The sequence below is a fragment of the Staphylococcus arlettae genome (assembly GCF_002902345.1).
GTDB classification, from domain to species: domain Bacteria; phylum Bacillota; class Bacilli; order Staphylococcales; family Staphylococcaceae; genus Staphylococcus; species Staphylococcus arlettae.
This window is the reverse complement of sequence record NZ_PPQB01000022.1, coordinates 78816-104168: the sequence shown is the minus strand read 5'-3', so window position 1 is coordinate 104168 and position 25353 is coordinate 78816. Positions and strand designations below refer to the sequence as shown.

At 33.2% G+C, this 25353-nt stretch carries 30 protein-coding genes; 17 read left to right on the top strand and 13 right to left on the bottom strand.

The window, feature by feature from the left end:
- The first annotated feature begins 23 nt into the window (after nt 1–23).
- Complete coding sequence (rpsR, locus tag CD036_RS10685) at nt 24–266, top strand: 30S ribosomal protein S18 (protein WP_002464877.1); 243 nt, start codon at nt 24–26, stop codon at nt 264–266.
- Between the two features lie 55 nt (nt 267–321).
- Here rpsR and CD036_RS10680 read toward each other — a convergent pair whose 3' ends face one another.
- Both CD036_RS10680 and CD036_RS10675 read right to left on the bottom strand, forming a co-directional pair.
- Nucleotides 322–555 carry an NYN domain-containing protein gene (locus tag CD036_RS10680; RefSeq protein WP_083848127.1) on the bottom strand — a complete coding sequence of 78 codons (234 nt, stop codon included), beginning with the start codon at nt 553–555 and terminating at the stop codon, nt 322–324.
- A 15-nt stretch (nt 556–570) separates the two neighbouring features.
- Nucleotides 571–984, bottom strand: a complete 414-nt coding sequence (locus CD036_RS10675) for a hypothetical protein (RefSeq protein WP_103388620.1) — start codon at nt 982–984, stop codon at nt 571–573.
- A gap of 334 nt (nt 985–1318) precedes the next feature.
- Here CD036_RS10675 and CD036_RS13050 point away from each other — a divergent pair, with 334 nt between their 5' ends.
- Nucleotides 1319–1414, top strand: a complete 96-nt coding sequence (locus tag CD036_RS13050) for a type I toxin-antitoxin system Fst family toxin (protein WP_107373825.1) — start codon at nt 1319–1321, stop codon at nt 1412–1414.
- 166 nt (nt 1415–1580) lie between these two features.
- Here the strand turns inward: CD036_RS13050 and CD036_RS10670 are convergent, their stop codons facing one another.
- The 5 genes from CD036_RS10670 to CD036_RS10650 form a co-directional block, all read right to left on the bottom strand.
- On the bottom strand, nt 1581–2045 hold the full coding sequence (locus CD036_RS10670) for a hypothetical protein (RefSeq protein ID WP_021459357.1): 465 nt from the start codon (nt 2043–2045) through the stop codon (nt 1581–1583).
- Nucleotides 2046–2447: 402 nt separating this feature from the next.
- A complete protein-coding gene (locus CD036_RS10665) occupies nt 2448–2906 on the bottom strand; it encodes a DUF4188 domain-containing protein (protein WP_002509642.1) in 459 nt (152 codons plus the stop codon).
- A gap of 1 nt (nt 2907) precedes the next feature.
- The gene (locus tag CD036_RS10660; protein ID WP_103388619.1) at nt 2908–3369 is read right to left on the bottom strand and encodes a DUF3021 domain-containing protein; all 462 of its coding nucleotides are present in this window, start codon (nt 3367–3369) and stop codon (nt 2908–2910) included.
- On the bottom strand, nt 3366–3809 hold the full coding sequence (locus CD036_RS10655) for a LytTR family DNA-binding domain-containing protein (protein WP_002509640.1): 444 nt from the start codon (nt 3807–3809) through the stop codon (nt 3366–3368). The genes CD036_RS10660 and CD036_RS10655 overlap by 4 nt, the downstream gene beginning before the upstream one ends.
- Nucleotides 3810–4172: 363 nt before the next feature.
- Nucleotides 4173–4715 (bottom strand): GNAT family N-acetyltransferase, encoded by a 543-nt coding sequence (locus CD036_RS10650; protein WP_103388618.1) that lies wholly within the window; start codon nt 4713–4715, stop codon nt 4173–4175.
- A 160-nt stretch (nt 4716–4875) separates the two neighbouring features.
- On the opposite strand from CD036_RS10650, the gene CD036_RS10645 reads away from it, so the two are divergent.
- The 4 genes from CD036_RS10645 (at nt 4876) to CD036_RS10625 (ending at nt 8583) form a co-directional block, all read left to right on the top strand.
- Nucleotides 4876–5403: a DNA topology modulation protein gene (locus CD036_RS10645; protein ID WP_021459356.1), complete on the top strand. Its 528-nt coding sequence runs from the start codon at nt 4876–4878 to the stop codon at nt 5401–5403.
- A gap of 1 nt (nt 5404) precedes the next feature.
- Nucleotides 5405–5965, top strand: coding sequence for an LOG family protein (locus CD036_RS10640; protein WP_002509637.1), 561 nt, complete (start codon nt 5405–5407; stop codon nt 5963–5965).
- Nucleotides 5966–6828: 863 nt separating this feature from the next.
- Nucleotides 6829–7362, top strand: coding sequence for a CHAP domain-containing protein (locus tag CD036_RS10635; RefSeq protein ID WP_021459355.1), 534 nt, complete (start codon nt 6829–6831; stop codon nt 7360–7362).
- 1041 nt (nt 7363–8403) lie between these two features.
- Nucleotides 8404–8583, top strand: a complete 180-nt coding sequence (locus CD036_RS10625; RefSeq protein WP_021459354.1) for a hypothetical protein — start codon at nt 8404–8406, stop codon at nt 8581–8583.
- Nucleotides 8584–8759: 176 nt separating this feature from the next.
- Here CD036_RS10625 and CD036_RS10620 read toward each other — a convergent pair whose 3' ends face one another.
- Nucleotides 8760–9512 (bottom strand): poly-gamma-glutamate hydrolase family protein, encoded by a 753-nt coding sequence (locus tag CD036_RS10620; protein WP_021459353.1) that lies wholly within the window; start codon nt 9510–9512, stop codon nt 8760–8762.
- A gap of 239 nt (nt 9513–9751) precedes the next feature.
- Here CD036_RS10620 and CD036_RS10615 point away from each other — a divergent pair, with 239 nt between their 5' ends.
- On the top strand, nt 9752–10879 hold the full coding sequence (locus tag CD036_RS10615; protein ID WP_002509633.1) for an epoxide hydrolase family protein: 1128 nt from the start codon (nt 9752–9754) through the stop codon (nt 10877–10879).
- Nucleotides 10880–11039: 160 nt separating this feature from the next.
- On the opposite strand, the gene CD036_RS10610 is transcribed toward CD036_RS10615, so the two are convergent.
- A complete protein-coding gene (locus CD036_RS10610) occupies nt 11040–11414 on the bottom strand; it encodes a VOC family protein (RefSeq protein ID WP_002509632.1) in 375 nt (124 codons plus the stop codon).
- 159 nt (nt 11415–11573) lie between these two features.
- On the opposite strand from CD036_RS10610, the gene CD036_RS10605 reads away from it, so the two are divergent.
- Together CD036_RS10605 and CD036_RS10600 are read left to right on the top strand one after the other, a co-directional pair.
- On the top strand, nt 11574–11978 hold the full coding sequence (locus CD036_RS10605; RefSeq protein ID WP_002509631.1) for an SRPBCC domain-containing protein: 405 nt from the start codon (nt 11574–11576) through the stop codon (nt 11976–11978).
- Between the two features lie 21 nt (nt 11979–11999).
- A complete protein-coding gene (locus tag CD036_RS10600; protein ID WP_002509630.1) occupies nt 12000–12383 on the top strand; it encodes a VOC family protein in 384 nt (127 codons plus the stop codon).
- A 340-nt stretch (nt 12384–12723) separates the two neighbouring features.
- Here CD036_RS10600 and lepB read toward each other — a convergent pair whose 3' ends face one another.
- Both lepB and CD036_RS10590 read right to left on the bottom strand, forming a co-directional pair.
- On the bottom strand, nt 12724–13323 hold the full coding sequence (lepB, locus tag CD036_RS10595; RefSeq protein WP_103388617.1) for a signal peptidase I: 600 nt from the start codon (nt 13321–13323) through the stop codon (nt 12724–12726).
- Between the two features lie 160 nt (nt 13324–13483).
- A complete protein-coding gene (locus tag CD036_RS10590) occupies nt 13484–14419 on the bottom strand; it encodes a helix-turn-helix transcriptional regulator (RefSeq protein ID WP_103388616.1) in 936 nt (311 codons plus the stop codon).
- An 80-nt stretch (nt 14420–14499) separates the two neighbouring features.
- Between CD036_RS10590 and CD036_RS10585 the strand changes: the two genes are divergently transcribed.
- The 3 genes from CD036_RS10585 to CD036_RS10575 all read left to right on the top strand — a co-directional run bounded on the left by CD036_RS10585 (nt 14500) and on the right by CD036_RS10575 (nt 17253).
- Complete coding sequence (locus CD036_RS10585) at nt 14500–15141, top strand: FMN-dependent NADH-azoreductase (RefSeq protein WP_021459347.1); 642 nt, start codon at nt 14500–14502, stop codon at nt 15139–15141.
- Between the two features lie 288 nt (nt 15142–15429).
- On the top strand, nt 15430–16674 hold the full coding sequence (locus CD036_RS10580) for a Glu/Leu/Phe/Val family dehydrogenase (protein WP_103388717.1): 1245 nt from the start codon (nt 15430–15432) through the stop codon (nt 16672–16674).
- A 153-nt stretch (nt 16675–16827) separates the two neighbouring features.
- Nucleotides 16828–17253 carry a MaoC family dehydratase gene (locus CD036_RS10575; protein WP_002509625.1) on the top strand — a complete coding sequence of 142 codons (426 nt, stop codon included), beginning with the start codon at nt 16828–16830 and terminating at the stop codon, nt 17251–17253.
- 215 nt (nt 17254–17468) lie between these two features.
- Here CD036_RS10575 and CD036_RS10570 read toward each other — a convergent pair whose 3' ends face one another.
- The gene (locus CD036_RS10570; RefSeq protein WP_087587935.1) at nt 17469–18317 is read right to left on the bottom strand and encodes a class A beta-lactamase ARL-3; all 849 of its coding nucleotides are present in this window, start codon (nt 18315–18317) and stop codon (nt 17469–17471) included.
- A gap of 89 nt (nt 18318–18406) precedes the next feature.
- On the opposite strand from CD036_RS10570, the gene CD036_RS10565 reads away from it, so the two are divergent.
- The 4 genes from CD036_RS10565 to CD036_RS10550 all read left to right on the top strand — a co-directional run bounded on the left by CD036_RS10565 (nt 18407) and on the right by CD036_RS10550 (nt 22367).
- On the top strand, nt 18407–20173 hold the full coding sequence (locus CD036_RS10565) for a BlaR1 family beta-lactam sensor/signal transducer (RefSeq protein ID WP_103388615.1): 1767 nt from the start codon (nt 18407–18409) through the stop codon (nt 20171–20173).
- Nucleotides 20166–20543, top strand: a complete 378-nt coding sequence (locus CD036_RS10560) for a BlaI/MecI/CopY family transcriptional regulator (RefSeq protein WP_002509622.1) — start codon at nt 20166–20168, stop codon at nt 20541–20543. Before CD036_RS10565 ends, CD036_RS10560 begins: the two co-directional genes overlap by 8 nt.
- Nucleotides 20544–20640: 97 nt before the next feature.
- Nucleotides 20641–21690 carry an ABC transporter permease gene (locus tag CD036_RS10555; RefSeq protein ID WP_021459344.1) on the top strand — a complete coding sequence of 350 codons (1050 nt, stop codon included), beginning with the start codon at nt 20641–20643 and terminating at the stop codon, nt 21688–21690.
- 14 nt (nt 21691–21704) lie between these two features.
- A complete protein-coding gene (locus tag CD036_RS10550; RefSeq protein ID WP_002509620.1) occupies nt 21705–22367 on the top strand; it encodes an ABC transporter ATP-binding protein in 663 nt (220 codons plus the stop codon).
- 576 nt (nt 22368–22943) lie between these two features.
- Here CD036_RS10550 and CD036_RS10545 read toward each other — a convergent pair.
- Nucleotides 22944–23561 carry a LysE/ArgO family amino acid transporter gene (locus tag CD036_RS10545; RefSeq protein ID WP_103388614.1) on the bottom strand — a complete coding sequence of 206 codons (618 nt, stop codon included), beginning with the start codon at nt 23559–23561 and terminating at the stop codon, nt 22944–22946.
- 173 nt (nt 23562–23734) lie between these two features.
- Here CD036_RS10545 and CD036_RS10540 point away from each other — a divergent pair, with 173 nt between their 5' ends.
- A complete protein-coding gene (locus CD036_RS10540; protein ID WP_103388613.1) occupies nt 23735–25153 on the top strand; it encodes an aminotransferase-like domain-containing protein in 1419 nt (472 codons plus the stop codon).
- The last annotated feature ends 200 nt before the right edge of the window (nt 25154–25353 follow it).

Sequence of the window (25353 nt, the reverse complement as noted above, 5' to 3'; positions counted from 1 at the left end):
ATCGTAAAAGGAGGCAGTTAACCATGGCAGGTGGACCAAGAAGAGGCGGACGTCGTCGTAAAAAAGTTTGTTATTTCACAGCAAATGGTATTACACACATCGACTATAAAGACACAGAATTATTAAAACGTTTTATTTCTGAGCGTGGTAAAATTTTACCTCGTCGTGTAACAGGCACTTCAGCTAAATATCAACGTATGTTGACTATCGCTATCAAACGTGCTCGTCATATGGCATTATTACCATATGTTAAAGAAGAACAATAATAAATATTGTATCTGCAAAACCCTCTAGTAAACAGACTAGAGGGTTTTTTGTGTTTTATTTGGAGATTTTATCTATTACATCATTGTTGGATAAGTCTAATATAAAATCCGAATGTTTTAATAAATCGTTATTTATTTTTTTGGTGCCTATTTTAACTAGTTTAATTTGAATACCATCTCTTCTTGCTTGTTTTAATGCAGGGATAAAATCAGCATCTCCAGTAACCATATATATTCTATCTACTATATTGTTATTTGATAGCCAGGCAACATCTAAACCAATCTTTATATCTACACCTTTTTGTTAGAAATCAGGTGTGAAATCATCATCAGTTAACTTTGAAGTGTCTTTAATTATACCTTTTCTAATTTTTTCTAGAACTGGATTTTTTAGTTTCCAACCTCTAAAGAAAGTGTCCCCAAGCCTCATAGCAACAAAATCTTTGTTTGATAATTCGGTGATAAGGTTACTGGAATATTTATTAATTTGAGATTCTGAAAAATTTATTTTATCTTTTGAAATGGGTTTGTCTACAGTTTGTTTATTTGGGCTACCTTGATAATAAAAAATTCTAAAAAGTTCTTCGTCATTTGAATTAATAAGATTAGTTAAAAAATTATATTGATCTTCTAGGTTTGGATATTGTGTAGAAGATTGTGCATCTCTTATTCTATGTAATAAAAATTGTCCATCAACTATTATTGCTACTTTTTTCATGACTATCCCCTTTTATAAAAAAAGCCCTGCCCAAGTATATTAAATGGCAGAGCTACAGGTATTTTAGTATTTTTATAGGTCTGTATTCGTGACCTTATGCTAAATATAATACATCTCAGTTTAAATATAGTCAATTCTAACTATCAATCTTTTCTAACTTCTTTATCATATCCCTACGGTATCATTATCTTCTTTATTATCATTTCCAATTAGTGAACTGTCCAAAATTTGGAAACCATTCTTGAGTACATATGCGTAACAACTCACAGGTGATATAATAATGAAGTCGCCTATTCCTCAGGCGTCAAGTTGACGTAGAGAGGAGGTGTATAAAGTGATACTTATTTTCGTTCACATCATAGGGCCAGTCATTAGTGGCTGTGCCATCGCGTACTTTACTTATTGGCTAAGTAAACGCAATAAAAACTAGGCGACCTTAAGCCACACCAACAAAAATCCCCTCACTATGACAGTAGTGAGGGGATTGGTGTATAAGTGAATACTTATTTTCGTTACGCATATTATAACACCATAGTGGATGGGAATGCAAAAATAGTTAACTGAGATATTTCTGTATTTCTTAATTAGCCTTATACCTAATATGATTTTGTTTCTTTTTCACTACAATTACTCTTCTTAGTTAAGATTTTCTTTGATAAGTACATATAAGCAGTTAACATTAGAAAAGCTACAAAGAAAATAGTAATAGCAAGTGCAATTGTGAAGTTATTAATAAACTTAACTATAACTATCAAAACAAAACCAATAGATATAAAATCAATAAAACTATGTATTTGAACTTTTCCTTTTTTATAATACTTAGGAATATCTTCTTCAAAACCAAAATAAATATTGATTAGTATATCGTATGTAGCTTTCATTGAAGTACCAAAGAATAATGTTGCTAGTGTTAATACTAAAGGGTTCATATATTCCACATCATTAGGTAAATTATCTATGTAATTATAAACAAAAAAATATAGTATAAATACTAGAATAAAGAAAGCCCAATTGAATACACTTATAACTTTCTTCTCCTTATTCTTTTCCGTATTACTCATATGTATATCTACCTCTCTATATAATTAAGTTAATTAGTATTATACATATTCATATACTTGCTATCACGTAACTCTAAAAAAATATAATAGATATAGTATAGTTTTCACCTATCTTATCTCTTAACATTTAACTATAGAGTATACTCCCAATGTAAATAGGACTATACAAAAAGTAACAACACTTGCAATTATTATAACACTTGATGTGAAGAGCCCTAGAAAGAAAAATGATTTATTACAATGTATTAGTAGAATAAAAATTTTGTACTGGCACTTTAATAAATCTATACATAGTATTACACCTCTCACGTTACAGATAATGTGAGAGGTGTAATCAAATATGAAAAGATCAAATTCGTATTTTTAAAACTACAAACATTAGCATATTTAATTAAAATAGCATCATGATTTCAATCTTTGTTTGGCTGAATGTATGTGTTTATTTACTTTTACTGGCTGTTCAACTTTTCCTAAACCAAAGTCTGGCATATTAATATAAATATTTTCATATGCTTGAGCTTTGACGTTATACGTTTCATGATAAAATCCAACAGCATCATTATTTTGAGTACGTTTCATAAATTTTTTCCAAGCTTTAAGATGATTGGGCATTTTTGAATAGGTGAGTAGTTTGTCATTCGATTCCCAATATTGCACTACTATATTTCCACGATATTTAAAAAACATTTCGAAAGACAAGCAGCCCAGTGATTTATCACTCATTAATTCTTTCATCATTGGTGGCATAGCTAAAAAGACTGGTAGCCATTTGTGAACTGCGAACCATTTGTTGACACGCATGCCTATAAGAAATACAGTTACATCGTTATGCGGTAAAACAGTGTATCTACCATTATTCATACTAATCAGTCCTTTGCTTTTTTAGTTGTTTATTAATAGCTTCAATATCTTTTTGATTTTTAGTATTAAGTATTTTCCAAATCACTACATAAATCACTACAAATATTATAATGAATATTACAATAGCTGAGATTTTGAAAGGAAACCAACCAGCTAGTATTGCTAAAGGAAAGAAGATAAAAAGCATGATGATAAAGTGAAGCATGGTGGTTTTTACTCGTGTATATCGCAAATGTGAAAAGACTAAACTGCTCGTGCTGAAAGTAATACCTAACAATATCCAAATCACTACAGCTATAATAAATGTTTGGATTTCAGTTAAGTGTTCATTGTAGATTTCCCCCATAAAAGAATGCGGATTGACTGGGTCATAGCTACCATCAGCAAAGATAAGTGAAAATATTATAGAGATTAAAACCCCTAGTGCAATGCCCATAGTACTTCCCATCAATAAACGTTTCATAATTTTAATGCCTCCTTAATAGACTTTAAATATCTTCTGGAAGAATACGTAGAGTCATTGTTGGTAAATATAATTTCGATAATGCCGTTTTTATTTAAAACTAAGTGATCGATAAACATTGTATTGATAATTTCAGATTTAGATATTTGTAAAAAATGACTTGCTAAATGTTCTTTAACTTTATAAAGTCGTTCATTTAAAATAAAAGTACCTTTTAATGTATAAATTTTTAATAACCTATTTTCAAAACGAAAACTATATATATCGTGTTGCGCAATAAAATAAATATCATTGTTGAGATCACGAACTTGGTAACTTGGCTGATTATAAAAATCATTAATGAGAGTCAATAATTTATCGATATCATGGTTGTGTTTATTACATGTAATGAGCAATTCATCGTGTGTCATTTGTTCACTATAGTCAACTTGAATTTTCAATTCCGTCTCCCCCTTAAAGTAAGTTAATCAAATTTATAACAAAATTACTATAGCAATTGAACAAGTGGTGCACTATACAAGCTAAGTGGTATGGTGATGTAGTTCTGATTCATTGTGTAGTGGTTAACAATAGTACGTAATTAAAAGTATGAGGTTCGTACATATGAGTAGCTGAAATGTAATGGTGACAAGTTGTACGATAAAAGTGGATTGTGTGAAAAAGCACGATATAATTAATGGTGTCGCTTTTAAATAAGGTGTAGACAATAAAGAATATTTCCCAAGAAATAACAAAAGCTACACCTAAGTATAGTGTTATAACTAGGTGTAGCTTTTGTGCTCACAATATCAGAAGGGCACATTTTAGCGATTGTATTCACTACGCAGTAAGCTGAAAACATAGCTATCTGAATATGAGCCGTTTAATTTTTCATTTTGTCTAAGAATGCCTTCTTGTGTAAAACCAAGTTTTTTAGGAATATTTTGGCTTTTCGTGTTTTGCGTTGCAGTGCTGATTTCAATACGATTAAGCTTTAATTCTGTAAAACAATAATCTATTAAAAATTGTGTGCATTCAGTCATGATAGCTAACTTTTGGTAGTCTTGATGTAGGTAATAACCAATTGAGGTAGTTTCATTTAACCAATTTATATAATGTAAACCGATGACACCTACTAATTTATCGTTATACCAAATGCCACAATGAAAGCCATCATGTGCAACGAATTGTTGTAATGCTGATTTAATAAATTGTTTCGTATCATCACTGCTTTTCGTTAAATTAACAAATGGTAACCATTCAGCCAAGTATGTACGAGATTCATCGACGACATTAAATAAAGCTTGAGTGTCGGATTCTTCTAATATTTTTAAACTTAATTGCTTATTAATATATGTTTTGAACATTGTACCCCTCGTTTCATCTGCATTGTATTGTTTCAGTTTACACTAAATTGTTATAGTGGTGAACAGGCGTAGGTGTAATTTGGATAAATTAAAAATTGTGAACATATAGGTACTCATGTACAATTAATTTCAAATCCAGTATACATAGAGGGTGATGTTAATGAAAAAAGTTGTTGTTATGGGTTCTTCTGGTTCAGGAAAATCTACTTTGTGTCGCACATTAGCTAGCGAATTGCAATTACCGCTATATCACTTAGATGTGCTTTTTTGGAAGCCTCAATGGATAATGACAAGTGAGGATGAACAAGAAGAAATATTACAAAACATCATACCCAAACAATCATGGATTATAGATGGTAGTTATAGTGCTTGTTTAGCAGAGCGACTAAGCGCAGCAGATACTGTTATTTTTTTAGATTTGCCTCGTAAAATTTGCCTTTTTAGAATAGCTAAAAGATTATTGCAAAATTTAGGTAAGACACGAAAAGATATGGGTGAAGGATGTAAAGAAAGATTTAATCTAGAGTTTATTAAGTACATTTGGGATTATCCAAAAAAGCGTAAACCGTACATTTTAAACACAATAAAGCAAACAGTAAATCAGCAAAATGTCCATATTTTAACGAGTCCAGCTGCAGTTAAAGCGTTTATAGTTGCTAAGAAAATTGAGAATGAGAGGGAGAATTAACATGAATATCGTCGTTTATTGTGGTGCGAGTAAAGGAAACAAACAAGAATATGAAGACAGTGCGGTTCGATTAGGCGAATGGATAGCTAAAAATAATCACACTTTAGTATTTGGAGGGGGCAATGCAGGCTTAATGGGTACTGTAGCCAATACAGTAATACAACATCACGGCAAGACAATTGGAGTTATGCCTACATTTTTACAAGAGCGAGAATTAGCACATGATCAATTAGATGAACTTATTATTGTAGACAGTATGTCAGTAAGAAAAGAAACGATGTTAGCAAAAGGAGATGTTTGTATTGCCTTACCCGGAGGCCCAGGTACATTAGAAGAAATTACAGAAGTCGTTTCATGGACAAGAGTAGGCCAGAATAACAATCCTTGTATTTTCTTTAACACTGATAATTATTACGATTTGATCCAACAATTCTACGATCAAATGGTTACGAACGCATTTTTAACACAAGAAGATAGGGATAAGATTTTATTTTCTGATGCTTTTGATGAAATTGAAGACTTTATTGCGAATTATAAATCGCCGACAGTAAGAACGTACTAGCTATAGTAAACAATTTTGAATGAAAGTTTTACTGTGAAATTAACAGACATCATTTTACTTTTGGCACACTAATTATTACTGTTTATTGGTGGAACGTTTACAATCAACAGAATATCCAGTATTTTTAAAGTTACAATTGATCAGCGTGCTGTTCAATTGTGTGTATCTCTTTTTTATATTGTACGTATTTTTAATAGTCTGAGCACTCTGAAGAGAATGCTCTCAAAACGTAAACAAACCCTTCGCTAATTAATGCGAAGGGTTTATTTGATAGCGAATAAACTTTGAATAAATAATCTGGGCAGTACTTTTGGCAGACTCCTACGGAAATAGCACTCACCGAAGTCTACAGGATAAGGCAGTGCCCGTGGAAAGGCGTGCACCAAAAAACTGACAACAAAGTCGAAAATTGACTGTGAGCACCTTGAAAAGAGTGTTCTTATTTTATTAATCTTTTTAATAAAACTTTACGAAAATGAAAACTAAGTGACACTAAAACATTGCAACATATATGATATATTAAAAATTGAATAGACAACTATTTATTACTTTTAACAATATGATTGAATCACATTATTACAATGAAAAGAGAACTACTTTTACGTCTTTAATGTGTAGTCATTTAATTTAAAAGTGATTAGAATACGCTTTGTCTATCACTACTAGAAACAAAAAATAAAGTGCTAATAAAATTTTATTTGGTAACGCATTAAATTCATTACATATAGGTATAAAAACGTAATATAGTTTTATACTCATGTAATAGTGTAGCTTATGTCACTGTGTTATGGTTTATTAGGAATTTAGTTAATAAAAAAAATAAACAATTAATTATAAAATTATTTATTTGAAAGGAAACTATTATGACTAAGGTTGTTACATATACATGTCTATTGATTGCTGTAATGTTAGTGTACGTCGTTGTGCAGAGTAATGGTAATACTGCAAAAGCAACAGCAAAAGTAACACATACAGAAGCAATGGACTATGCGGAATCATTAGAAGGAAAAGGCTGGGACTATGACAATGAATATGGTTGGCAATGTTTTGATTTAGTAAACATGCAATGGGATTATTTGTTTGGTCATGGCTTGGAAGGGGATTATGCTAAAGACATCCCAACGGAAAATAATTTTGATGGTGAAGCAACAGTACATAAAAGTACAGAAGGGTTTAAAGCACAAAAAGGCGATATCGTAGTTTTTAATGAAAATTACGGTGGGGGCGCTGGTCACACGGCAATTGTCACAAATGGTAATGAAGATGGTAACTATCAAAAGTTTGAATCTTTAGATCAAAACTGGGAAGGCAAAGGTGCTGAAAAAGAAGAAGTCGCACATAGAGTAGTTCATGATTATGAAAGTGAAATGTGGTTTATTCGCCCGGAATATAAATAATAAAAGGGTTAATGACAAAATTAAGTTAATGATTTTATTTAGGAAAATTTTAAATTTAATTGATCATTTACTTGACTTTACATTAAATTTACATTAAATTAAATATAGACAATAATTCTATCTATTTTTGGGGCGAGTGCTATCTAGTACTCGTCCTTTTTTATGCGTATTACTATCTAAAGACGCATGATTGAACTAAGTTTGATATAGTTATAGTCATCGTTATTTTGTGGTGCTACATAGTATTAATCATTGAACAAATTGTGTGAATTTTATTAAGAATCAGAAATTAAGTTGCACAATTCATAAGTGTAAGTTTATAATTAACAAGAGGTCTATAAGTGTAATAGGCCTCACTGCTCAGACAACAACCGGGATAAGTATATAATTTTATATACTTACCTCTTCTATGTTAGCTATAAAACAGAAAAGTTCCTCAAAATATAAAAATAAAGTTATTGTATTGTGTTGTTAGTTTTGCTATGCTTAACTTTGAAGATACACATTAGTTGTATTTTCGCCCTTTTGGCCGCCTTCGGGTGGCTTTTTTTATTTGTAACAAAAAATAATTGTATATATATCAAAAAAAGCGTTGCAAAAGTAAGTTTGCAATATATATAATATTGTTAGAATCAGTTTTTTGAATACTCTCTCTTTTCACTGATTCTAATAACAAACTATTGTAAGTCTTGGGGCAGGTACAAGAGTGCTTGCCTTTTTAGTTATAGGAGTAGATTGAGATGAAGAGCTATATGTATAGTATTCTTAAAAGTATAGTTTTGGCATTATGTATTTTTCTATTCATGATAGTAATTTGTGGTATAGAGGATTGGCTAGGTATTACTATTTTTTCTATACTAATAATGATTACCAGTTGTATATCAAATATTGTGGAAGCTAAACATAAAAGCAAACATAATTAGAGGATAGAAATGACAGACGCGATGGCGTCTTTTTTTAATTTTGGTGAAAAGTTAATGATTAAAAGTGAGCGGGTATAGTATGATTGACTAAGAAATGTAAATTAAGGAGAGGAATTATATGTTGATAACAGCAATAGTTTTCATCATTGTGGGGCTGATTTTATTAATCGTAGGTAAAAAAACCTCTCAACAAAGATCAGGTAAAAAACAAAGTTTCATCAGTTTTGGGGTAGTCTGTATTGTACTTGGTGTTTTCGCACTTGTAGGACAAATTATTAATGTTACTTTGGATAAGTAGTATGAATTATGAAGCGTCCGGGATATAAATAGCTCTGATTATAAAATAAACCTTACACTAGGCAAGCATGAACAATTAAAATCATAAAATTAACTATAAGCGGACCAATCCTTAATATAGATTGGTCCGCTTATTTTGAGTATGGGGATTTATGTCTTGTGCTCTTTTATAGTTAATTATTTTTTAGCTTGCTCGCCAGCTTTAATGCCTTGGCTTACGGCTTCAGCAAAATCATACATGTCCTGTCGATAATTGTTAGTGTTTTCGCGAGACTCTAAATCGGTATCATCGTCTTCAAAAAAAGATTCCCGCAACCCTTTGGAAATTTCTAATTGCACGCCAGATTTCGATTCATTTTTATTAATGATATTATCGCCGGAATTACCATTTATCATCTCCGGACTATGCGTTGCATTAAAACCTTTGTCTTCTAATTCTTGCTTTATTGCTTTGGCCATTTTTGTATCTTTGCCACCAACGTAAACAATTTCTTTACTTTCATCAACGCCGTGAATAGATATAGCCTCTTCTGATTTTTCAATAATATCAAGTAGTTTGGGTTCATCAAAATTCGTAGAAGTTATGTGTAAGCTTCGATTGTTTGAAGGTAGTAATCCTTCAAAACTGTAGAGTCCAAAGCTTCCTTTTTTGGCAATTAATTTCGCTAGTTCTGAAGTTCCTGGTTCTATACTGCCACCATGAATAGCGGTTATTAAAATATTGTCATCTGTGTCTTTGACATTGATTTGCCAATCTTTACCTTCTTTTGTGTCAGCTTTTAAAGCTGCAAAGTTATCATAAATATCGTTATTATTAGTGTTTTGTTGTTTCGTAATATAAAACCAATATAAGCCACTTAAAAATACTACAATAATAATAAATAGAATTACATAATACAATTTGCCATATAATTTCTTAAAGTGTTTCATACTAACTCCTTTAATCATACAATCCCATAGTGTTTATTACACTATGCAAACTGTATTTTACAATATCAAGCAAGTTATTACCATTTCTAGTTCTTAAAGGGGTATAAATAAAATATAAATATAATTCAATAATTAGGGAATAAGCAACTAATTAAACAGTTACATAATTAAATATAAATGTTGTTGCTAGTGAATAAAGTGATAGTACTTACGAAAATGATAAGAGGGTGGGATGAAAGATGAAAAGAATTTCCATTAATTTTTCTAAGGCTCACAAGAATTTATTACGTGCTAAGCTAGAATATGCTAAATGGCCTGTGCAGTTAGATGAGGACATTAATAATGGTATTTCTATTGAGCAAGTCAAGGAACTCACAGATTATTGGTTGAATGTATATGATTGGTCGAGTTTAGAGCGTCATTTAAATCAGTTTAATCATTATGAAACAGAAGTAGCAGGACAGCATCTGCATTTTATTTATGAACATGGTAAAACCGAACGTCGTATTCCATTGTTATTATTACATGGTTGGCCAGATAGTATTTTACGCTATACGAAAGTGATTGATAGTTTGACTCAAGGCTTTACGCTTAATGGTGAAAAAGTATCTTATGATGTCATTATCCCTTCATTACCAGGGTTTGGCTTTTCTAAATTCCAACATGGTGTAAGCAATGAAGAGATTGCTGAAATTTTAGTACAACTGATGAAACAAGCAGTGGGGGATCGTCCTTTTATAATATCTGGTGGGGATGTAGGTTCAAGTGTCGCACGATATATGGCTTCACAAAGTCCACAAGCGTTGTTAGGACTACATTTAACTGATGTAGGAATCATACGACCATTATTGAAGAAAACACATAGTCTTTCATTAGAAGAGGCTGATTACCAAGAACGTGCGCAAACGTTTTTTGAAACTGAAACAGGCTATATGGAAATTCAAGCGACTAAACCACAAACACTATCATTTGGTATTTCAGATTCTCCTGTGGGTTTGTTGGCTTGGTTAGGTGAAAAATATTGGGCATGGAGTGGTAAAGATCAAAATGGAGACAGTTTACTTTCACCGGAAGACATGATTCACCTTGTGTATTTATATTGGGAGACGAATTGTGCTGCTACAGCTGCCAATGTTTATTTGGAAAATGCGACTAAATTATTACCATTAGCGAACTTAACTGTGGCGACCGGTATTTCATTATTTGAACAAGATGTCATGTTACCGCCGACGACTTATGTGAAAGAACATTATAATTTGACATACTTACACGAAGTAGCACAAGGTGGACATTTCACTGCAATGGAAGTACCTAAACTTTTTGTGAATGAAATTATGGCATTTACTCGGACTGTATGGACAGAATAGCAAAAGACCTTGAGTCAATTTTCTTTCTTAAGCGCACTATTAATATATAAATGAACGCTCAAGTGTTTTATACTACTGAGCGTTCAATTGTTGGGATTAAGTTGTGTAGCTAAGTAAAAGTACAATGATTATTTAACTCGTGGCATTGCTTGCTCAATTATTAATTATCTTTAACAGCAAAATAGTTATCTTCATAGTCTGAGAAGTTGAATACTCTTCCCATAGGTAATGTCATTATTTCACCTACATTAACCCCTTGTTCTGTTAGCGATTGATAGAGATGGTCAAAGTCATTTGTAGAAAAAATTAATGACGGTGTCGTTGTACTGACTCCCATATCCATAGCATCTACTTTCGCTTTGTCTTGTAAAACAATAAGCGTTTGCGCTTGAGTATTTGGTTGTAGCTTAACGACACGCATCTCCATTTCTTCTGTATCTTCAACTACAGTGAAATTTAAATGTTCAGTCCAAAATTGTATTGCTTTGTTATGGTCATAGACATAAATCATAATTTCTGCCACGTGATTTAACATTGCCACATCTCCTTTAGTAATGTTGTATTAATACAGTGTAAGTATACACATTCGTGATACGGCGTACTCATGTCGCTGATTGATAGTGATGTTTGAAATAAGATAAAAACGTTAATAACTTATACTGTGTAAATAACTCTTAACAGATTGGGGAATTTTATGGATATTGTAACGAAAATGACGATTGCTGCACCTGCAGAACGTATTTTTGAAGCGTTTGTGGATAAGGATGAAATTGGAGGATTTTGGTTTTCTTCTAGCTCAGAGTCGTGGTCAGAAGGAAAAGAAATAACGTTAATATATGTAGAGTATAACGCTGAAGTAACTATCAATATTACGGAGTTAGTACCTAATCAATATATTACATTTACTTGGGGCGACAAAACTGTAACGATTACTTTTACCGAACAAGATGGTGCAACATTAGTAACAACTACGGAAAATGGTTTTGATTCGGATGAACTAGAGGTTATGTTAGAGCAAAAAGAAGGATGGGTTTACATGTTAAGTTGCTTAAAAGCATATATAGAACATGGCGTTAAAATTAGAGCGGCATTACAGTAAGAATAAAGGAGTTAGTTAAACATGAAAATTGTAGCAACAAGTATTTTTGTAGAAGACCAAGAACGAGCACGTGATTTTTATACCGAAAAATTAGGGTTTGAATTAAAACATGATATAGATATGGGCGATGCGAAATGGTTAACTGTGACTGAACCCAAAAGTAACAATCCAGTAGAAATTGTTTTAGAACCTAATGCGCATCCTGTCGCGAAAAACTACCAATTAGGTTTGTTTAATGACGGCATTCCAGTTACGATGTTTGCGACTTCTAATCTAGCTGAAGAGTATGAGGCATTAGTAGCAAGAGGTGTGCAATTTACTACTGAGCCTAAAGAAGTTGAGGGTATTAATCTAGCAGTTTTTGATGATACATGTGGCAACTTAATTCAATTAATTGAACAATAAAAAGAGTTAGAGACATTCAGAGCTCTGACTAAAAAATTAACGCCAATTTCTAGCGCGATAAACTAGAAATTGGCGTTTTCTTTATTCGGAATTACAATAGCAATTTACTTCGATAGTGTAAGAGGAGTTGTGTTGTATTTTTACACAAATCACTTTGTAACGTGCAGCAGCTAGAGAAACTATATGTTTGAATTATAGTTATAGGCAAGCATACACAACGGTCAAAATCGTAAACTTTTTATTTTGAGAATTCGCTCCTTTGTTTTATATCCAGTTGGAGTACAGTGTGTAAATCATGCAATGTTATTATGCTAAATGGCAATCAGTGCTAATAAAGTAGCTATTCTATCGCGGATATTTTATTAATTTTATCAAAAGAATCAGCATAAAAACCAAAGTCCAAACGATCTAATGGAGCATATCGCATGGAGACTTTGCCGACGACATCTTCTTTTTCAATTAAGCCTAATGAGCTACGACTATCTTTGCTAATTGCACGATTGTCACCGAGCACTAAATACTTACCTTTAGGAATAGTTTGTTGCTGTTTAGCATGTTCGATATCTGCAGTATCAAAATCTTCAGTAAGTTGATTGCCAATTTTATGTTGCTTATTATAGTTGAGGTAAGGTTCTTTAACATACTGATTGTTAATATATAAGCGATCGTTTTTATAACGTACTTTATCACCAGGCATACCGATTAATCGTTTGATATAATCTTTGTCTTTAGTAGCATGGAAAACAATAACATCGCCACGACTAAAACTATCCATAGAAATGGAGAATTTGTTGATAAGTAAGCGATCATTATTTTTAAATGTTGGATACATCGAATCGCCGTTGACGTGATATTTGCTAAAAATAAATGTCGTAACTATCCAAGCAATACTAATTCCGATAACAATTGCAATAAGCCATTCTATGACATTTTTACGCATGATGAAATAACCTCGATTTTAATATAGTATTATTAAATAATATTACCAAAAATAATAAATAACTTAAATTAATATATAAACAGTTTGAAGCGTAAGATATATTATTTTGACGATTTGTATATAAGTGCAAAGTTACTATGCTAAAAAGTGACAGTGAAGGTTAATGATAACGCGCAATAATGCGCTGCATTTGGTGTAAATAACTCTTTTTTAATTGCTCAGGATAGATAATGTCGACGTGTGTACCAAGAGACATTAAATAATGAGTCATGTAGTCTAATTCATCTATATTATAGCCGCCTACGATGTAGGGAGAACCGTCAATATATTGTAATTCCATATTAGGGTAGTGGTTTTTAGTAAATAATTCGACGCCAAAGGTTGAGAGTTTACATTTGAATGGAATATCGTGATATGTATCTTCGTATTGTGTTTGAAATTCGGCCAAAGTACTTCGTGCATAACTAGGGTGATCAGTAGTGTTAGCCTGTAGTTCTAAAATGCAATCGCAACGATAGATTCCCCACGTTTCACTTGGTATATCTAACGCACTACAAAACCAGACTCCATTACGATAAAATAACTCATACACTTGAATGTCGGTTTCTATACATTGGTATTGGTTGTAGCTAATATGTAAAGTGTATTCGTGAATAATCGAGTCTAAAATGTCGGACAGATAAAGCGTTTGTTGCTGTGTTGAAGCGTTATAATATTGAATAAAATTTAGAACAGTGGAAATTTCACTTTTTAATTGAGTTGGTATCGTGTGGTACAGTTTTTCTCTAATTTGTTTGTATGATTTTTCGAAAGGTGTACTAGACAACAAATCTAATGATTTTAAAGCGAAAAAAATGGCTAGCATTTCGTTGCTATTAAAGTATATTGGAGTTAATAAATTTTGAGATAAAATTTTATAACCACCATAACGGCCATTTTCTACATATAGACTTAAGCCCATTGCTTCCAAATCATTGATATCTCTGAGGGCTGTACTTTTGGAAATATTAAACTCAGACATTAGTTCTTTTAGATGAAAACTATGTTTTTGACTTAAGTATATTAACTCTTGATTTAAGCGTTCAGATTTTTTCATAATTTCTCCTTTCAAAGGTTTCGTTATTTGACACCATTGAGCGATATACTTAATTTATTAAGTTTAAAGGAGTATGTTAAATGAAAACGTTAATTATTAATGCCCATCCCGATTATCAAAATGAAACAACTTTCTCTGCTAAGCTACAACAGTTATTTTTGCAGCATTATCAAACCATCTGTCCAGCTGAAGAAGTAGAGATCTTAAATTTATATCAAACTGAAATTCCTCGTATTGAAACGACGCAACTATTAAAAATATGGGAAAAAGAAGGCCAGCAGCAAGAAATGACACGTGATGAACAAAAAATTGCGCAACGCTCGAAAGCATTAATAGCGCAATTTAAAGCCCATCATCGTATTGTTATTGTGACACCAATGCACAATTTTAATATTACTTCTCGGTTGAAAGATTATATGGATAATATATTAGTACCGCGACAAACCTTTAAATATACTGATACGGGTTCAGTAGGTTTAATGACTGATGACTATCAAGCATTGCTACTTCAAGCAAGTGGTTCGGTGTACACTAATGATGATCGTTATACAGCTTTAGAATTTTCATATCATTACTTGAAAGGTATGTTTGAAGAAATAATGGGATTTGATGCTTTGCATATTGTGCGTGCCCAAGGTACTGCTACGACAGATGAAGCAACTGTAATGCAACAAGCAGCAAATGACTTAACAACACCACTATCTACTATGTATAATATATAAATATAGCGTGCGTAACTAAGCTTTATTAAAGTGATGTTACGCATTTTTATGCTCTTTGATGAATTATTAAAGATATATATGTTATTGTATATAATTATTATGATTATTTGTAGTCTAGTTTACATTTGACGATTTTAATAGTAAAATGATGATTCCGGCTTTATTTACTGAATTTTCTAACTATTAAGTTAATTTTAGTAATGCCAAAATTTCATTGTTAAAGGCAATGTTATTTCAAAAGAGAATGAAAAGTAAAGTAATAAATTAAGAAAGAGGCGAGATGTGAATATGACAGAAAATAGTAATTTAGTATCTTCTACACAAGAAATTATAGAAGAAGCTTTACATAATTTAGGTTTTGATAACGGTATGTTTGATTTAATAAAAGAACCATTAAGATTTCTAGAGGTACGAATTCCAGTGAAAATGGATGATGGTACTGTAAAAACATTTACAGGTTACCGTTCACAACATAATGATGCTGTTGGACCAACGAAAGGTGGTATTCGTTTCCACCCAGATGTTACTAAAGAGGAAGTAAAAGCACTTTCTATGTGGATGACTTTGAAAAGTGGTATTGTCGATTTACCTTACGGCGGTGGTAAAGGTGCAATTATTTGTGATCCACGTCAATTAAGTCAATTAGAATTAGAACGTTTATCTCGTGGTTACGTTCGTGCAATTTCTCAGTTTGTGGGGCCAGATAGTGATATTCCAGCACCAGATGTTTATACAAATGCACAAATAATGTCGTGGATGATGGATGAATATAGTAAAATCAGTCGAGCGAATGCATTTGGATTTATTACTGGTAAGCCAGTTGCGCTTGGCGGTTCTGAAGGAAGAGAACAAGCTACTGCATTAGGTGCTGTAATTACTATAGAAGAAGCAATTAAACGTTTGGGACGTGACATTAAAGGTGCACGAGTTGTAGTGCAAGGTTTTGGTAATGCTGGTAGTTTTATAGCAAAGATTTTGTACGATAAAGGTGCTAAAATTGTCGGCGTTTCTGAAAGTTTAGCTGGTGTATATGATGCGAATGGACTAGACATTGATCGTTTAATAGAATTGCGTGCTGAACATGGACGCTTTACTAATGTGATTGATGATACTATTTCTAATGATGAATTGTTAGAAGTAGATTGTGACATTTTAGTTCCAGCAGCTATTGCGAATCAAATTACAATTGATAATGCACATAAAATTAAAGCAAGTATCATTGCAGAAGCTGCGAATGGACCAACAACTAAAGAAGCAACACGTATTTTAACTGAACGAAATGTGTTATTAATACCGGATGTGTTAGCTAGTGCTGGCGGTGTTACAGTATCTTATTTCGAATGGGTGCAAAATAAGCAAGGACTATATTGGTCTGAAAAAGAAGTTAACGAACGCTTACGTGTGAAGATGGTAGAAGCATTCAACACGATTTATGACTTAGCACAAGATCGTAATATTGACATGCGCTTAGCGGCTTATGTTATAGGTGTGAAGCGTACTGCTGAAGCAACACGTTTCCGTGGCTGGGCATAAACAAATGTCTTAAAACCTATATTGTGTTTATAATTACATATAAACACAATATAGGTTTTTTATTATTGCCCTTAATAACATAAGTGGCTTCTCTATATATAATGAAATTTTGATACACTTGTAGGTAATAACTAAACGTAAGGAGAGACGAGGATGAATTTAGATGCGTTTGGCATAGGTGACACATATACTACGCAAAGCTATACAGTAACAGAAGCAGATATTATGGAATTTGCACAAATGTATGATCCGCAATATATGCATATTGATAAAAACAAAGCAGCAGATACGCGCTTTAAAGGTATCATTGCTTCGGGCATCCATACATTGGCATTGACTTTTAAATTATGGGTAGAAGAAGGTAAATATGGTTCAGAAGTTATAGCAGGAACTGAAATGAATAATGTTAAATTTATGAAACCTGTTTATCCTGATGATCGCCTATATGTCATAGTGGAAGTCATCGATAAAACTCATATGAAAGAGACTACGGGGAGACTGACGGTTGCGTTAAATACTTATAATCAAAATGAGCAGAAGGTATTTGCAGGTGAAGTGACGGCCTTAATGCATCGTTAAATATTAATAAATATAGGCAGCTGCTTAGTCGAAGCATTGTAGTATGATGTTGGTGGCTATGTGTTCTTAATAATCAAAACAAGGTATGAAAATAGAGCTGGGACATTAATCATGTTCCAGCTCTAAGTGTTGTTGGTTAGTGTAAATATTTAAATAATCAGTTGCGATACAGTAGTGCATAATTAATAAATATTTGTCTGCGTAAATTCTTAAAGTTAATCGAGCTGATGTATTGCATGACGTGCTGCTTGTGCAACTAACTCATCTTGTGGTTGTGCGTCTTGTTGCTGATGTTTCGTAAAGACGACTAAAACAATTGGCTTAGTTTGATGTTTTGGATATATGAGGGCAACATCATTACGTGTACCATAAGTTGTACCCTGACCACTTTTGTCGCCTACTTTATAACTGTCTGGAACACCTTTTTTGATTAAACTATCGCCTGTTTCATTATTAAACATTAAATTTTGTAAGAACTTGCGTTGTTGTGGTGCAACTGCATCAGTTGTTAACAGCTGTTGTAAACTATGGGCAGTAGCACGAGGTGTTGATGTATCTGCTGTACTTTGAGGGTCATAGTTGTTTAACTCAGGTTCGTAACGTTGTGGGTTTGTTGTTGTATCTCCGAGTGCTTGTAAACGAGACGAAATTTGATCCAGACCACCGAGTTGCTCCATTATGATATTGCTAGCAGTATTGTCACTCTGTAACATAGCAGCGGAAATGAGTTGACGTAGGGTCATTGTTTTTCCAACATATTGTTCAGTAACAGGTGAATATGCCACGATATCTGACTCTTTTATAGTGACAGTCTTGTTTAATGCTTCAGGAGAACTTTGTTGTAATAATAAACCACTTGTAATGGCTTTAAATGTTGATGCATAAGCAAAACGGGTATCAGCGTTGTGCGAATAAGTTTGTCCAGTAGCAGTATTAATGCCATAAACACCTACTGTGGCATCATTTTTATGTTCTAATTTAGTTAAACCTTGCGCTGAAGCAGTAGCAGTTGTGTAAGCGAAGCAAACACAGAGTAAGACAAAGATAGTAAAAAACTTTTTCATAGTTACCTCCTAAATATTACAAATGTAATCTTCATGAATGATTATATTACACTTGTAATATTTAAGTCAAGCAAGTATCATGGGAAATAATGAAAGAGGTGAATGTGCGAGTGTTGAAATTTGTAATATTGAGTACATTAAGTGCGGTAATAGTTTATGCTTTTTTATATTTATTTAAAGCGATATGTACGAAATACTGTCATAGCACTATAAGCTATAAAATGTGGTATTTAGTTTACGTAGCGATGTTTATACCATTATTACCTCAACAATGGATTAGAGGATTAGTGAGCTCGCACAAACAGGGTGATGTTGGTCAATCTGCAACTACAACAGGAGCAACGAGTACACCCAATGCTTGGTCGCAAACAAAAGATTATACTTTAAATACAACGCAAATGAATTGGGAAGCTATTACGTGGCTTGTAACGATATTGTGGCTTATAGGCGTGTTTTTAGGGATTGTGTATTTTGTGCGTGGCTGTTTACAACTGCGCAATTTGGTGCGCTCAACAGTATCGATTAGCGTGGGTGAAAGTTTAAATATAGTAAAGTTACACAGTGCTCATAAACGCATATCTGTAGTAGAGAGTCCTCTAGTGGAAACGCCTGTTTCATTTTGGTGGGGAGGTTATTGGATTATTATACCGACCAATATGGATCAACGCTTTAGTGCACAAGCATGCAAATATATGATGCTACATGAACTAGCGCATATTCAACGCAAAGACCCCTTACATGTATTGTTTATTAACTTATTAACTAAATGTTTTTGGTTTAATCCCATACTTTATTATGTGCGTCGCCATATGAAAAAAGAATGTGAATTGATTGCAGACCAAAAAGTATTAACTCAATTGCAACCAGCAGAGTATAAATTATATGGACAGACACTTATTGCTAGTACAATGTCTAGAGTACAAAAAGAGAACAGTATCTATGTTCAGTCATTCAGTGGAAAAAAAGTAGAACTAAAACAAAGAATATTGCAAATCAAAAATTTTCATAAACAGACACACCGCCGTTTGCTTTTGATGATAGGTGTAGTACTATGTTCTAGTTTATTAATAGTCCAAATACCTTTAGTAGGCGCACAAGAAAATGCTAATGGACGTTACACGAAGGCATTAGATAATTTAAGACACATAGATGAACATGAACATTTTCGCCAGTTAGAAGGTTCATTTGTATTATTTGATCAACAACGACAACAGTACGCTGTTTATAATGAGTCAGGTAGTAGAGAACGCTTTGCACCAGATTCGACTTTCAAAATATATTTAGCACTTTTTGGATTAGATCAAAAGAAAATATCAGCACAACAATCTACAAAGCAGTGGCAAGGGGAGTCATACCCTTTTGCAGAATGGGAACGTGACCAAGATGTACAGAGTGCTATGCGTTATTCAGTGAATTGGTACTTCGAGAAACTGAATCAACAGGTAGGAAACACAGAAGTGCGTAAATATTTACAAGCGTTAAATTATGGTAATGAAACCTTAAGTAATGCATCCGCTTATTGGCAAGAAGACGCCCTTAAAGTGTCTAATTTAGAACAAGTGAAACTTTTAGCAACGGTAAAACAACAACAGTTAGACTTTCGCGCAAGTGATGTTGCTTATTTAGATACATTGCTACATGAACAAGACTATCAAAAAGCGCAACTCTATGGGAAAACAGGTACTGGTAAAGTAAATGGCAAACTACAAAATGGTTGGTATACAGGATATGTGACAACAGCTAATAACACATATTACTTTTCAACACATGTACATGGAGCAGCAAATGCATCAGGAACACAAGCTAAAGCTATAAGTAAGGCTATTTTGAAGGAGAGAGGAATAATTAATGACTGAGAAAGCACCTGATATTTCAAATGCAGAGTGGGAAATTATTAATGTCTTATGGACACAGTCCCCCTTATCTGCGAATCATATTATTGAGCAAGTACAACAGTCTAAAGCGTGGAATGAAAAGACGATACGTACATTAATTACGCGTTTATATAAAAAAGGACTGTTATCTAGGGAAAAACAAGATGGCGTTTATCAGTACACACCAACAGTGGAGGAAGATTATATGAAATATGAAAAAACTAAAACGTTAGTTAATCAACTCTATGGTGGTGATGTGAAATCCCTAGTATTAAATTTCGTTGAACAAAAAGAATTAAATGAACAAGACCTTCAAGAATTACATGATTTATTGGAAGACCTTGATAAATGATAAGTTGTTGACGTGTAATACTGATGCGTAACTATAAATGTTTTAGTAGAAAGTGTAAGATGGAGAAGCAGCAATTAGTAAGTAGAAGAGGTGAGTTATGTTTTTAGCTTGGAATGAAATCAAACGCAATAAATTAAAATTCAGTTTGATCATTGGTGTGTTAATTATGATAAGTTATTTACTGTTTTTATTATCGGGTTTAGCCAATGGCTTAATGAATATGAATAGAGAAGGCATAGATAAATGGCATGCTGACGCTATTATTTTAAATAAAGATGCAAATCAAACAGTGGAACAATCGTTGTTTAACGCAGATGATGTGAAAGGTACGTATGATAAACAAACGACATTGAAACAGACAGGTGTTATTGCGTCTAATGGTGATGTCGAAGAAAATGCATTGCTTTTTGGTGTGACAAAAAATAGTTTTCTAATGCCTGATTTGATTGATGGCCGTCAAGCCACAGCCGATAATGAGGTTGTTGCTGATGAAACATTGAAAACAAAAGGCTTTCAAATTGATGATACTTTAACGTTATCGCAATCGGACGAAAAATTGAAAATAGTTGGTTTTACTGAAAGTGCTAAATACAATGCTTCACCAGTACTATTTACGAATAATAATACAATAGCAAATATCAATACGAAATTACAAAATGACCAAACTAATGCAGTCGTCGTTAAAGATGATAACTGGTCGTCACAGCAACTAGAGAATGATAAAGAAGCGGTGTCTATAGATAACTTCATTGAACAATTGCCAGGCTATCAAGCACAAAACTTAACATTAAACTTTATGATTACGTTTTTATTTGTTATTTCTGCTACTGTTATTGGCATTTTCCTTTATGTTATTACATTACAAAAAACGCATTTGTTTGGTGTTTTAAAAGCACAAGGATTTACGAATAGTTACTTGGCACAAGTAGTAGTAGCACAAACGTTTATATTAGCTTGTATCGGCACGGTTATAGGTTTAGGATTAACGTTACTAACGAGTCTCTTTCTACCTGAAGCGGTACCGGTGAAGTTTGAAGTTTTAACGTTACTCATTTTTGGCATCGTCTTAATTTTAGTATCATTACTAGGTAGTTTGTTTTCAATTTTATCTATTAGAAAAATTGACCCATTAAAAGCGATTGGGTAATAGGAGGATACAGTATGCTAATTTGTGAGAATGTCTCGAAATCATTTAAAGATGGCAATCAGATAATAGAAGCGGTCAAACCTACTAGTATTACGTTTCAACAAGGAGAATTAAATGCCATTGTTGGCCCATCTGGTTCTGGTAAAAGTACGTTTTTAACTATAGTAGGTGCTTTACAAACACCGACATCTGGAGAAGTTACTATTCAAAATCAAGCTATTTCTATGATGAATCAAAAACAACTTGCACGTACACGGTTACAAGAAATTGGATTTATTTTACAAGCGACGAATTTGGTGCCCTTTTTAGATGTGAGTCAACAGTTCAAATTATTACGTAAACAAAAACAAGAGGTTATGTCTCAAAGTGAATATAACAACCTGATGACTCAGTTGGGGTTAACAGGCGTGCAACACAAATTACCAAGCGACATCTCAGGTGGTCAAAAACAACGTGTAGCTATAGCCAAAGCCTTGTACACTAAACCATCCGTAATTTTAGCTGACGAACCAACAGCAGCTTTAGATACCGAAAATGCGATTGCTGTCATGGAGATTTTACAGCAACAAGTGAAAGCACTGAATAAAACTTGTATTGTTGTGACACATGATGAGCGCTTAACAGAGTATTGTGATCACGTCTATCATATGGAGGACGGCGTACTTACAGAAAAGTAAGGTACTAGGAAATACTTTTCTGTGGAATAGCCTTGTATTCTGGACTTTTAATTTAATGACAAACAATAATTAAGTGTTCCGGACATAAATATACCTGACTAAAAATAAACGTCAATTTCTATTGAGAAAATATAGAAATTGACGTTTATTTTAGTTTTATAAAATTTTGTATACTTAATGATATTAAGAAATAACCAAGTTCTTGGTTAACTTATTGTACTAATTTTTTAGCGTGCTGACGCCCGAAGGGAAATAGTGTGAGAATACATGCTAAGGCAGTGCCCGCGGAATGCGTGCACAGAAACTGCCAACAAAGTCAGAGACTTTATAGACAGTCTTAAACAAAGTCTAAATTCAATTTCACATCGACTTTATGTGATAATTGTCATTTGATTTATATAACATAATAAACACTATCGATTTCAATTCATAAATTATAATATTGGCAGTGATTTGGGGCGACTCCTGCGGGAAGAGCACTAGCCGAAGACTACATGCTAAGGCAGTGCCCGCGAAATGCGTGCACAAAAATTGCCAACAAAGTCAGAGACTTTATATATCTTGTTATAGATGTCATTACAATAATAAACGAATTATATTATTAATAATGATTATGCTAACAATTAACACAATAATACTCGACACTTTATTCAACAGTAAGATGTATTTACCAGTCTTATCTATTGAGCCTAGTAATTTTCCCAGTATAGCTAGTAAGATAAACCATAACCACGATACAAGAATAGTAGCCAGACTAAATAATAGTTTATCTGAGCCAGTATAGACTGATGCGCTAGTGCCAATTACACCAATAGTATCCATGATGGCATGTGGATTCAATAATGATACGGATAGCGCAAATCCTATTTGTTTTTTAGCTGACATTGAGTGTTGTTGAGCCAAATTATTTGGTTGTTCATGCCAAAGTGACCAAGCCATATAAAATAAAAATACCAAGCCGATAATATAGATAACTAATTGTAATGCAGGTAAAGACATTAAAACTAACGAAACGCCCAAAATCGCTAAGATAATAAGTAACGTATCACAAAGACCCGCAGTGACGATGACAGGCATGGCATGTATTAATTTGCGATGGTTTGCCCCTTGATTAAAAACAAAGACATTCTGTGCACCTAAGGGTAAAATGAGCCCTAAAGCGAGTAAAAAGCCGTGTAGTATAGGTTGTAACATAACATGCCTCTACTTTCATGAAGTATTTTAAAACGATATAAACCAACCAGATTGGATGGTTGTAGCTATAATGGAATGTGAATTATTGCTAATATGGTTTTATGATACAATAACTATTACTTAAATAAACCAACCAGTTGTGAATTAAAATCCCAACCAAGGGAGAGTGTAAAATGAAGCAAGCAAAGTATCAATATATTGTCGATGATATTTTAACGCAAATGACTGACAATAGCTTACGGCCAGGAGATAAATTACCTAGTCAACGTGTACTTGCGCAACAGTATCGAGTTAATCGTTCTACAATCATAGAAGCATTTGATATTTTGGAAAGTTACGGTGCAATAGATCGTATCGAAAAACGTGGTGTCTACGTTTCGCAGTACAAATGGAATCAATTTGTTAAAGATAATATACGGTGGCATGATTATTTTGGCCATAGCAGGTCACAAAATAATCAATATTATATTCGCAAAATTAATGAGTTAGAATTTGATACACACTTAATACGCACAGGAACTGGTGAATTAGCACCAGAATTAATCCCTAATGATTTGTTTAAAGAGATAATCGCACAAGATGTGGAAGGCGCGTTAACAACTAATTACGAACCACCGAAAGGGAAATTAGCTTTACGTCATGCTGTTGTCGAGCATTTGGCACGCAAAGGCATTAGTTGTAATGTTGAGCAAATTTGTATCGTGTCAGGTGCGTTACAAGGGTTGAAGTTAATTGCCGATGGTTTATTAGTACCACAGTCTAAAGTATTAATTGAAACCCCATCGTATATTAATTCTGTGCATACGTGGCATAGTATGAAAGCAAAGATGTTACCGATACAAATAGAAACGATAGAACAACATATTAATCATATTTTTCGTGCAAATAGTGAGTATAAGCATAGTATATTTTACTGTATTCCAACGTTACATAATCCTACACAACATACGTATAGTAAGACACAAAAGCAAAAAATTATTAATCAATGCCAACAACAAGGTATACCTATCGTTGAAGATGATGTGTATGGTGATTTATGGTTTGAGGGTGACAGACCGTTACCAATGAAGGCGCTCGACAATAACGATAATGTATTATATTTAGGAAGTTTATCCAAAACGGTAAGTCCTGGTTTGCGTGTAGGTTGGATTGTCGGTGATGAGCGTGTCATTAGTCATTTAGCAGATTTGAAAATGCAAAATGACTATGGTGCCAGCTCTATAGCACAATTTATCGCCCAAAAGTGGTTAACAGAACCTAAATATTATCATAATCATTTAATACAATTACGGCAGACATTACAGCGTAAAAGTGCACATTTTATGCAATGTTTAGAAACATATCTAGCTGATTGTGGTACATGGCAACAACCTCAAGGCTCTTTTTATATTTGGTTTCAGTTGACGGTACCTATAGATATGAAAACACTATTCAACCAAGCGCTTGAGCAAGGCTTAATTATTTATCCAGGTGAAATTTATGACAATGAAGCCAAACAATATTTACGTTTTTCTTACGCTTATATTGCTGAACAAGATATGGAGCCAGCCATTCAATGTTTGGCAGAATTGATAATGCAGCATCAACATTAAGGGCAAATGACCTATTTTGTGAAAATGAGGAGCTCCATGTTGACTGTTCTTTTTACTATTATTTGAAAAATGATATTTTATACTGTCAAGAGGCTAGGACAATATTGATTCGTCCTAGTCTATTTTCATATGGGCAGTAGCTGACTGTATTGAAAATGCGCTTCAAACCAAGCTTTTTTCAATGCTAGTCATCCTTGCCA

Excerpts from the sequence above, each read along its gene's own strand:
- CD036_RS10660 (WP_103388619.1), bottom strand. The coding sequence starts at position 3,369 with ATGAAACGTTTATTGATGGGAAGTACTATGGGCATTGCACTAGGGGTT.
- lepB (WP_103388617.1), bottom strand. The coding sequence starts at position 13,323 with ATGCGTAAAAATGTCATAGAATGGCTTATTGCAATTGTTATCGGAATT.
- CD036_RS10555 (WP_021459344.1), top strand. The coding sequence starts at position 20,641 with ATGTTTTTAGCTTGGAATGAAATCAAACGCAATAAATTAAAATTCAGT.
- CD036_RS10545 (WP_103388614.1), bottom strand. The coding sequence starts at position 23,561 with ATGTTACAACCTATACTACACGGCTTTTTACTCGCTTTAGGGCTCATT.
- CD036_RS10665 (WP_002509642.1), bottom strand. The coding sequence starts at position 2,906 with ATGAATAATGGTAGATACACTGTTTTACCGCATAACGATGTAACTGTA.
- CD036_RS10580 (WP_103388717.1), top strand. The coding sequence starts at position 15,430 with ATGACAGAAAATAGTAATTTAGTATCTTCTACACAAGAAATTATAGAA.
- CD036_RS10585 (WP_021459347.1), top strand. The coding sequence starts at position 14,500 with ATGAAAACGTTAATTATTAATGCCCATCCCGATTATCAAAATGAAACA.
- CD036_RS10560 (WP_002509622.1), top strand. The coding sequence starts at position 20,166 with ATGACTGAGAAAGCACCTGATATTTCAAATGCAGAGTGGGAAATTATT.
- CD036_RS10670 (WP_021459357.1), bottom strand. The coding sequence starts at position 2,045 with ATGAGTAATACGGAAAAGAATAAGGAGAAGAAAGTTATAAGTGTATTC.
- CD036_RS10675 (WP_103388620.1), bottom strand. The coding sequence starts at position 984 with ATGAAAAAAGTAGCAATAATAGTTGATGGACAATTTTTATTACATAGA.
- CD036_RS10570 (WP_087587935.1), bottom strand. The coding sequence starts at position 18,317 with ATGAAAAAGTTTTTTACTATCTTTGTCTTACTCTGTGTTTGCTTCGCT.
- CD036_RS10645 (WP_021459356.1), top strand. The coding sequence starts at position 4,876 with ATGAAAAAAGTTGTTGTTATGGGTTCTTCTGGTTCAGGAAAATCTACT.
- CD036_RS10635 (WP_021459355.1), top strand. The coding sequence starts at position 6,829 with ATGACTAAGGTTGTTACATATACATGTCTATTGATTGCTGTAATGTTA.
- CD036_RS10590 (WP_103388616.1), bottom strand. The coding sequence starts at position 14,419 with ATGAAAAAATCTGAACGCTTAAATCAAGAGTTAATATACTTAAGTCAA.
- CD036_RS10550 (WP_002509620.1), top strand. The coding sequence starts at position 21,705 with ATGCTAATTTGTGAGAATGTCTCGAAATCATTTAAAGATGGCAATCAG.
- CD036_RS10540 (WP_103388613.1), top strand. The coding sequence starts at position 23,735 with ATGAAGCAAGCAAAGTATCAATATATTGTCGATGATATTTTAACGCAA.
- CD036_RS10600 (WP_002509630.1), top strand. The coding sequence starts at position 12,000 with ATGAAAATTGTAGCAACAAGTATTTTTGTAGAAGACCAAGAACGAGCA.
- CD036_RS10625 (WP_021459354.1), top strand. The coding sequence starts at position 8,404 with ATGTTGATAACAGCAATAGTTTTCATCATTGTGGGGCTGATTTTATTA.
- CD036_RS10620 (WP_021459353.1), bottom strand. The coding sequence starts at position 9,512 with ATGAAACACTTTAAGAAATTATATGGCAAATTGTATTATGTAATTCTA.
- CD036_RS10640 (WP_002509637.1), top strand. The coding sequence starts at position 5,405 with ATGAATATCGTCGTTTATTGTGGTGCGAGTAAAGGAAACAAACAAGAA.
- CD036_RS10575 (WP_002509625.1), top strand. The coding sequence starts at position 16,828 with ATGAATTTAGATGCGTTTGGCATAGGTGACACATATACTACGCAAAGC.
- rpsR (WP_002464877.1), top strand. The coding sequence starts at position 24 with ATGGCAGGTGGACCAAGAAGAGGCGGACGTCGTCGTAAAAAAGTTTGT.
- CD036_RS10650 (WP_103388618.1), bottom strand. The coding sequence starts at position 4,715 with ATGTTCAAAACATATATTAATAAGCAATTAAGTTTAAAAATATTAGAA.
- CD036_RS10610 (WP_002509632.1), bottom strand. The coding sequence starts at position 11,414 with ATGTTAAATCACGTGGCAGAAATTATGATTTATGTCTATGACCATAAC.
- CD036_RS10565 (WP_103388615.1), top strand. The coding sequence starts at position 18,407 with ATGAAAGAGGTGAATGTGCGAGTGTTGAAATTTGTAATATTGAGTACA.
- CD036_RS10605 (WP_002509631.1), top strand. The coding sequence starts at position 11,574 with ATGGATATTGTAACGAAAATGACGATTGCTGCACCTGCAGAACGTATT.
- CD036_RS10615 (WP_002509633.1), top strand. The coding sequence starts at position 9,752 with ATGAAAAGAATTTCCATTAATTTTTCTAAGGCTCACAAGAATTTATTA.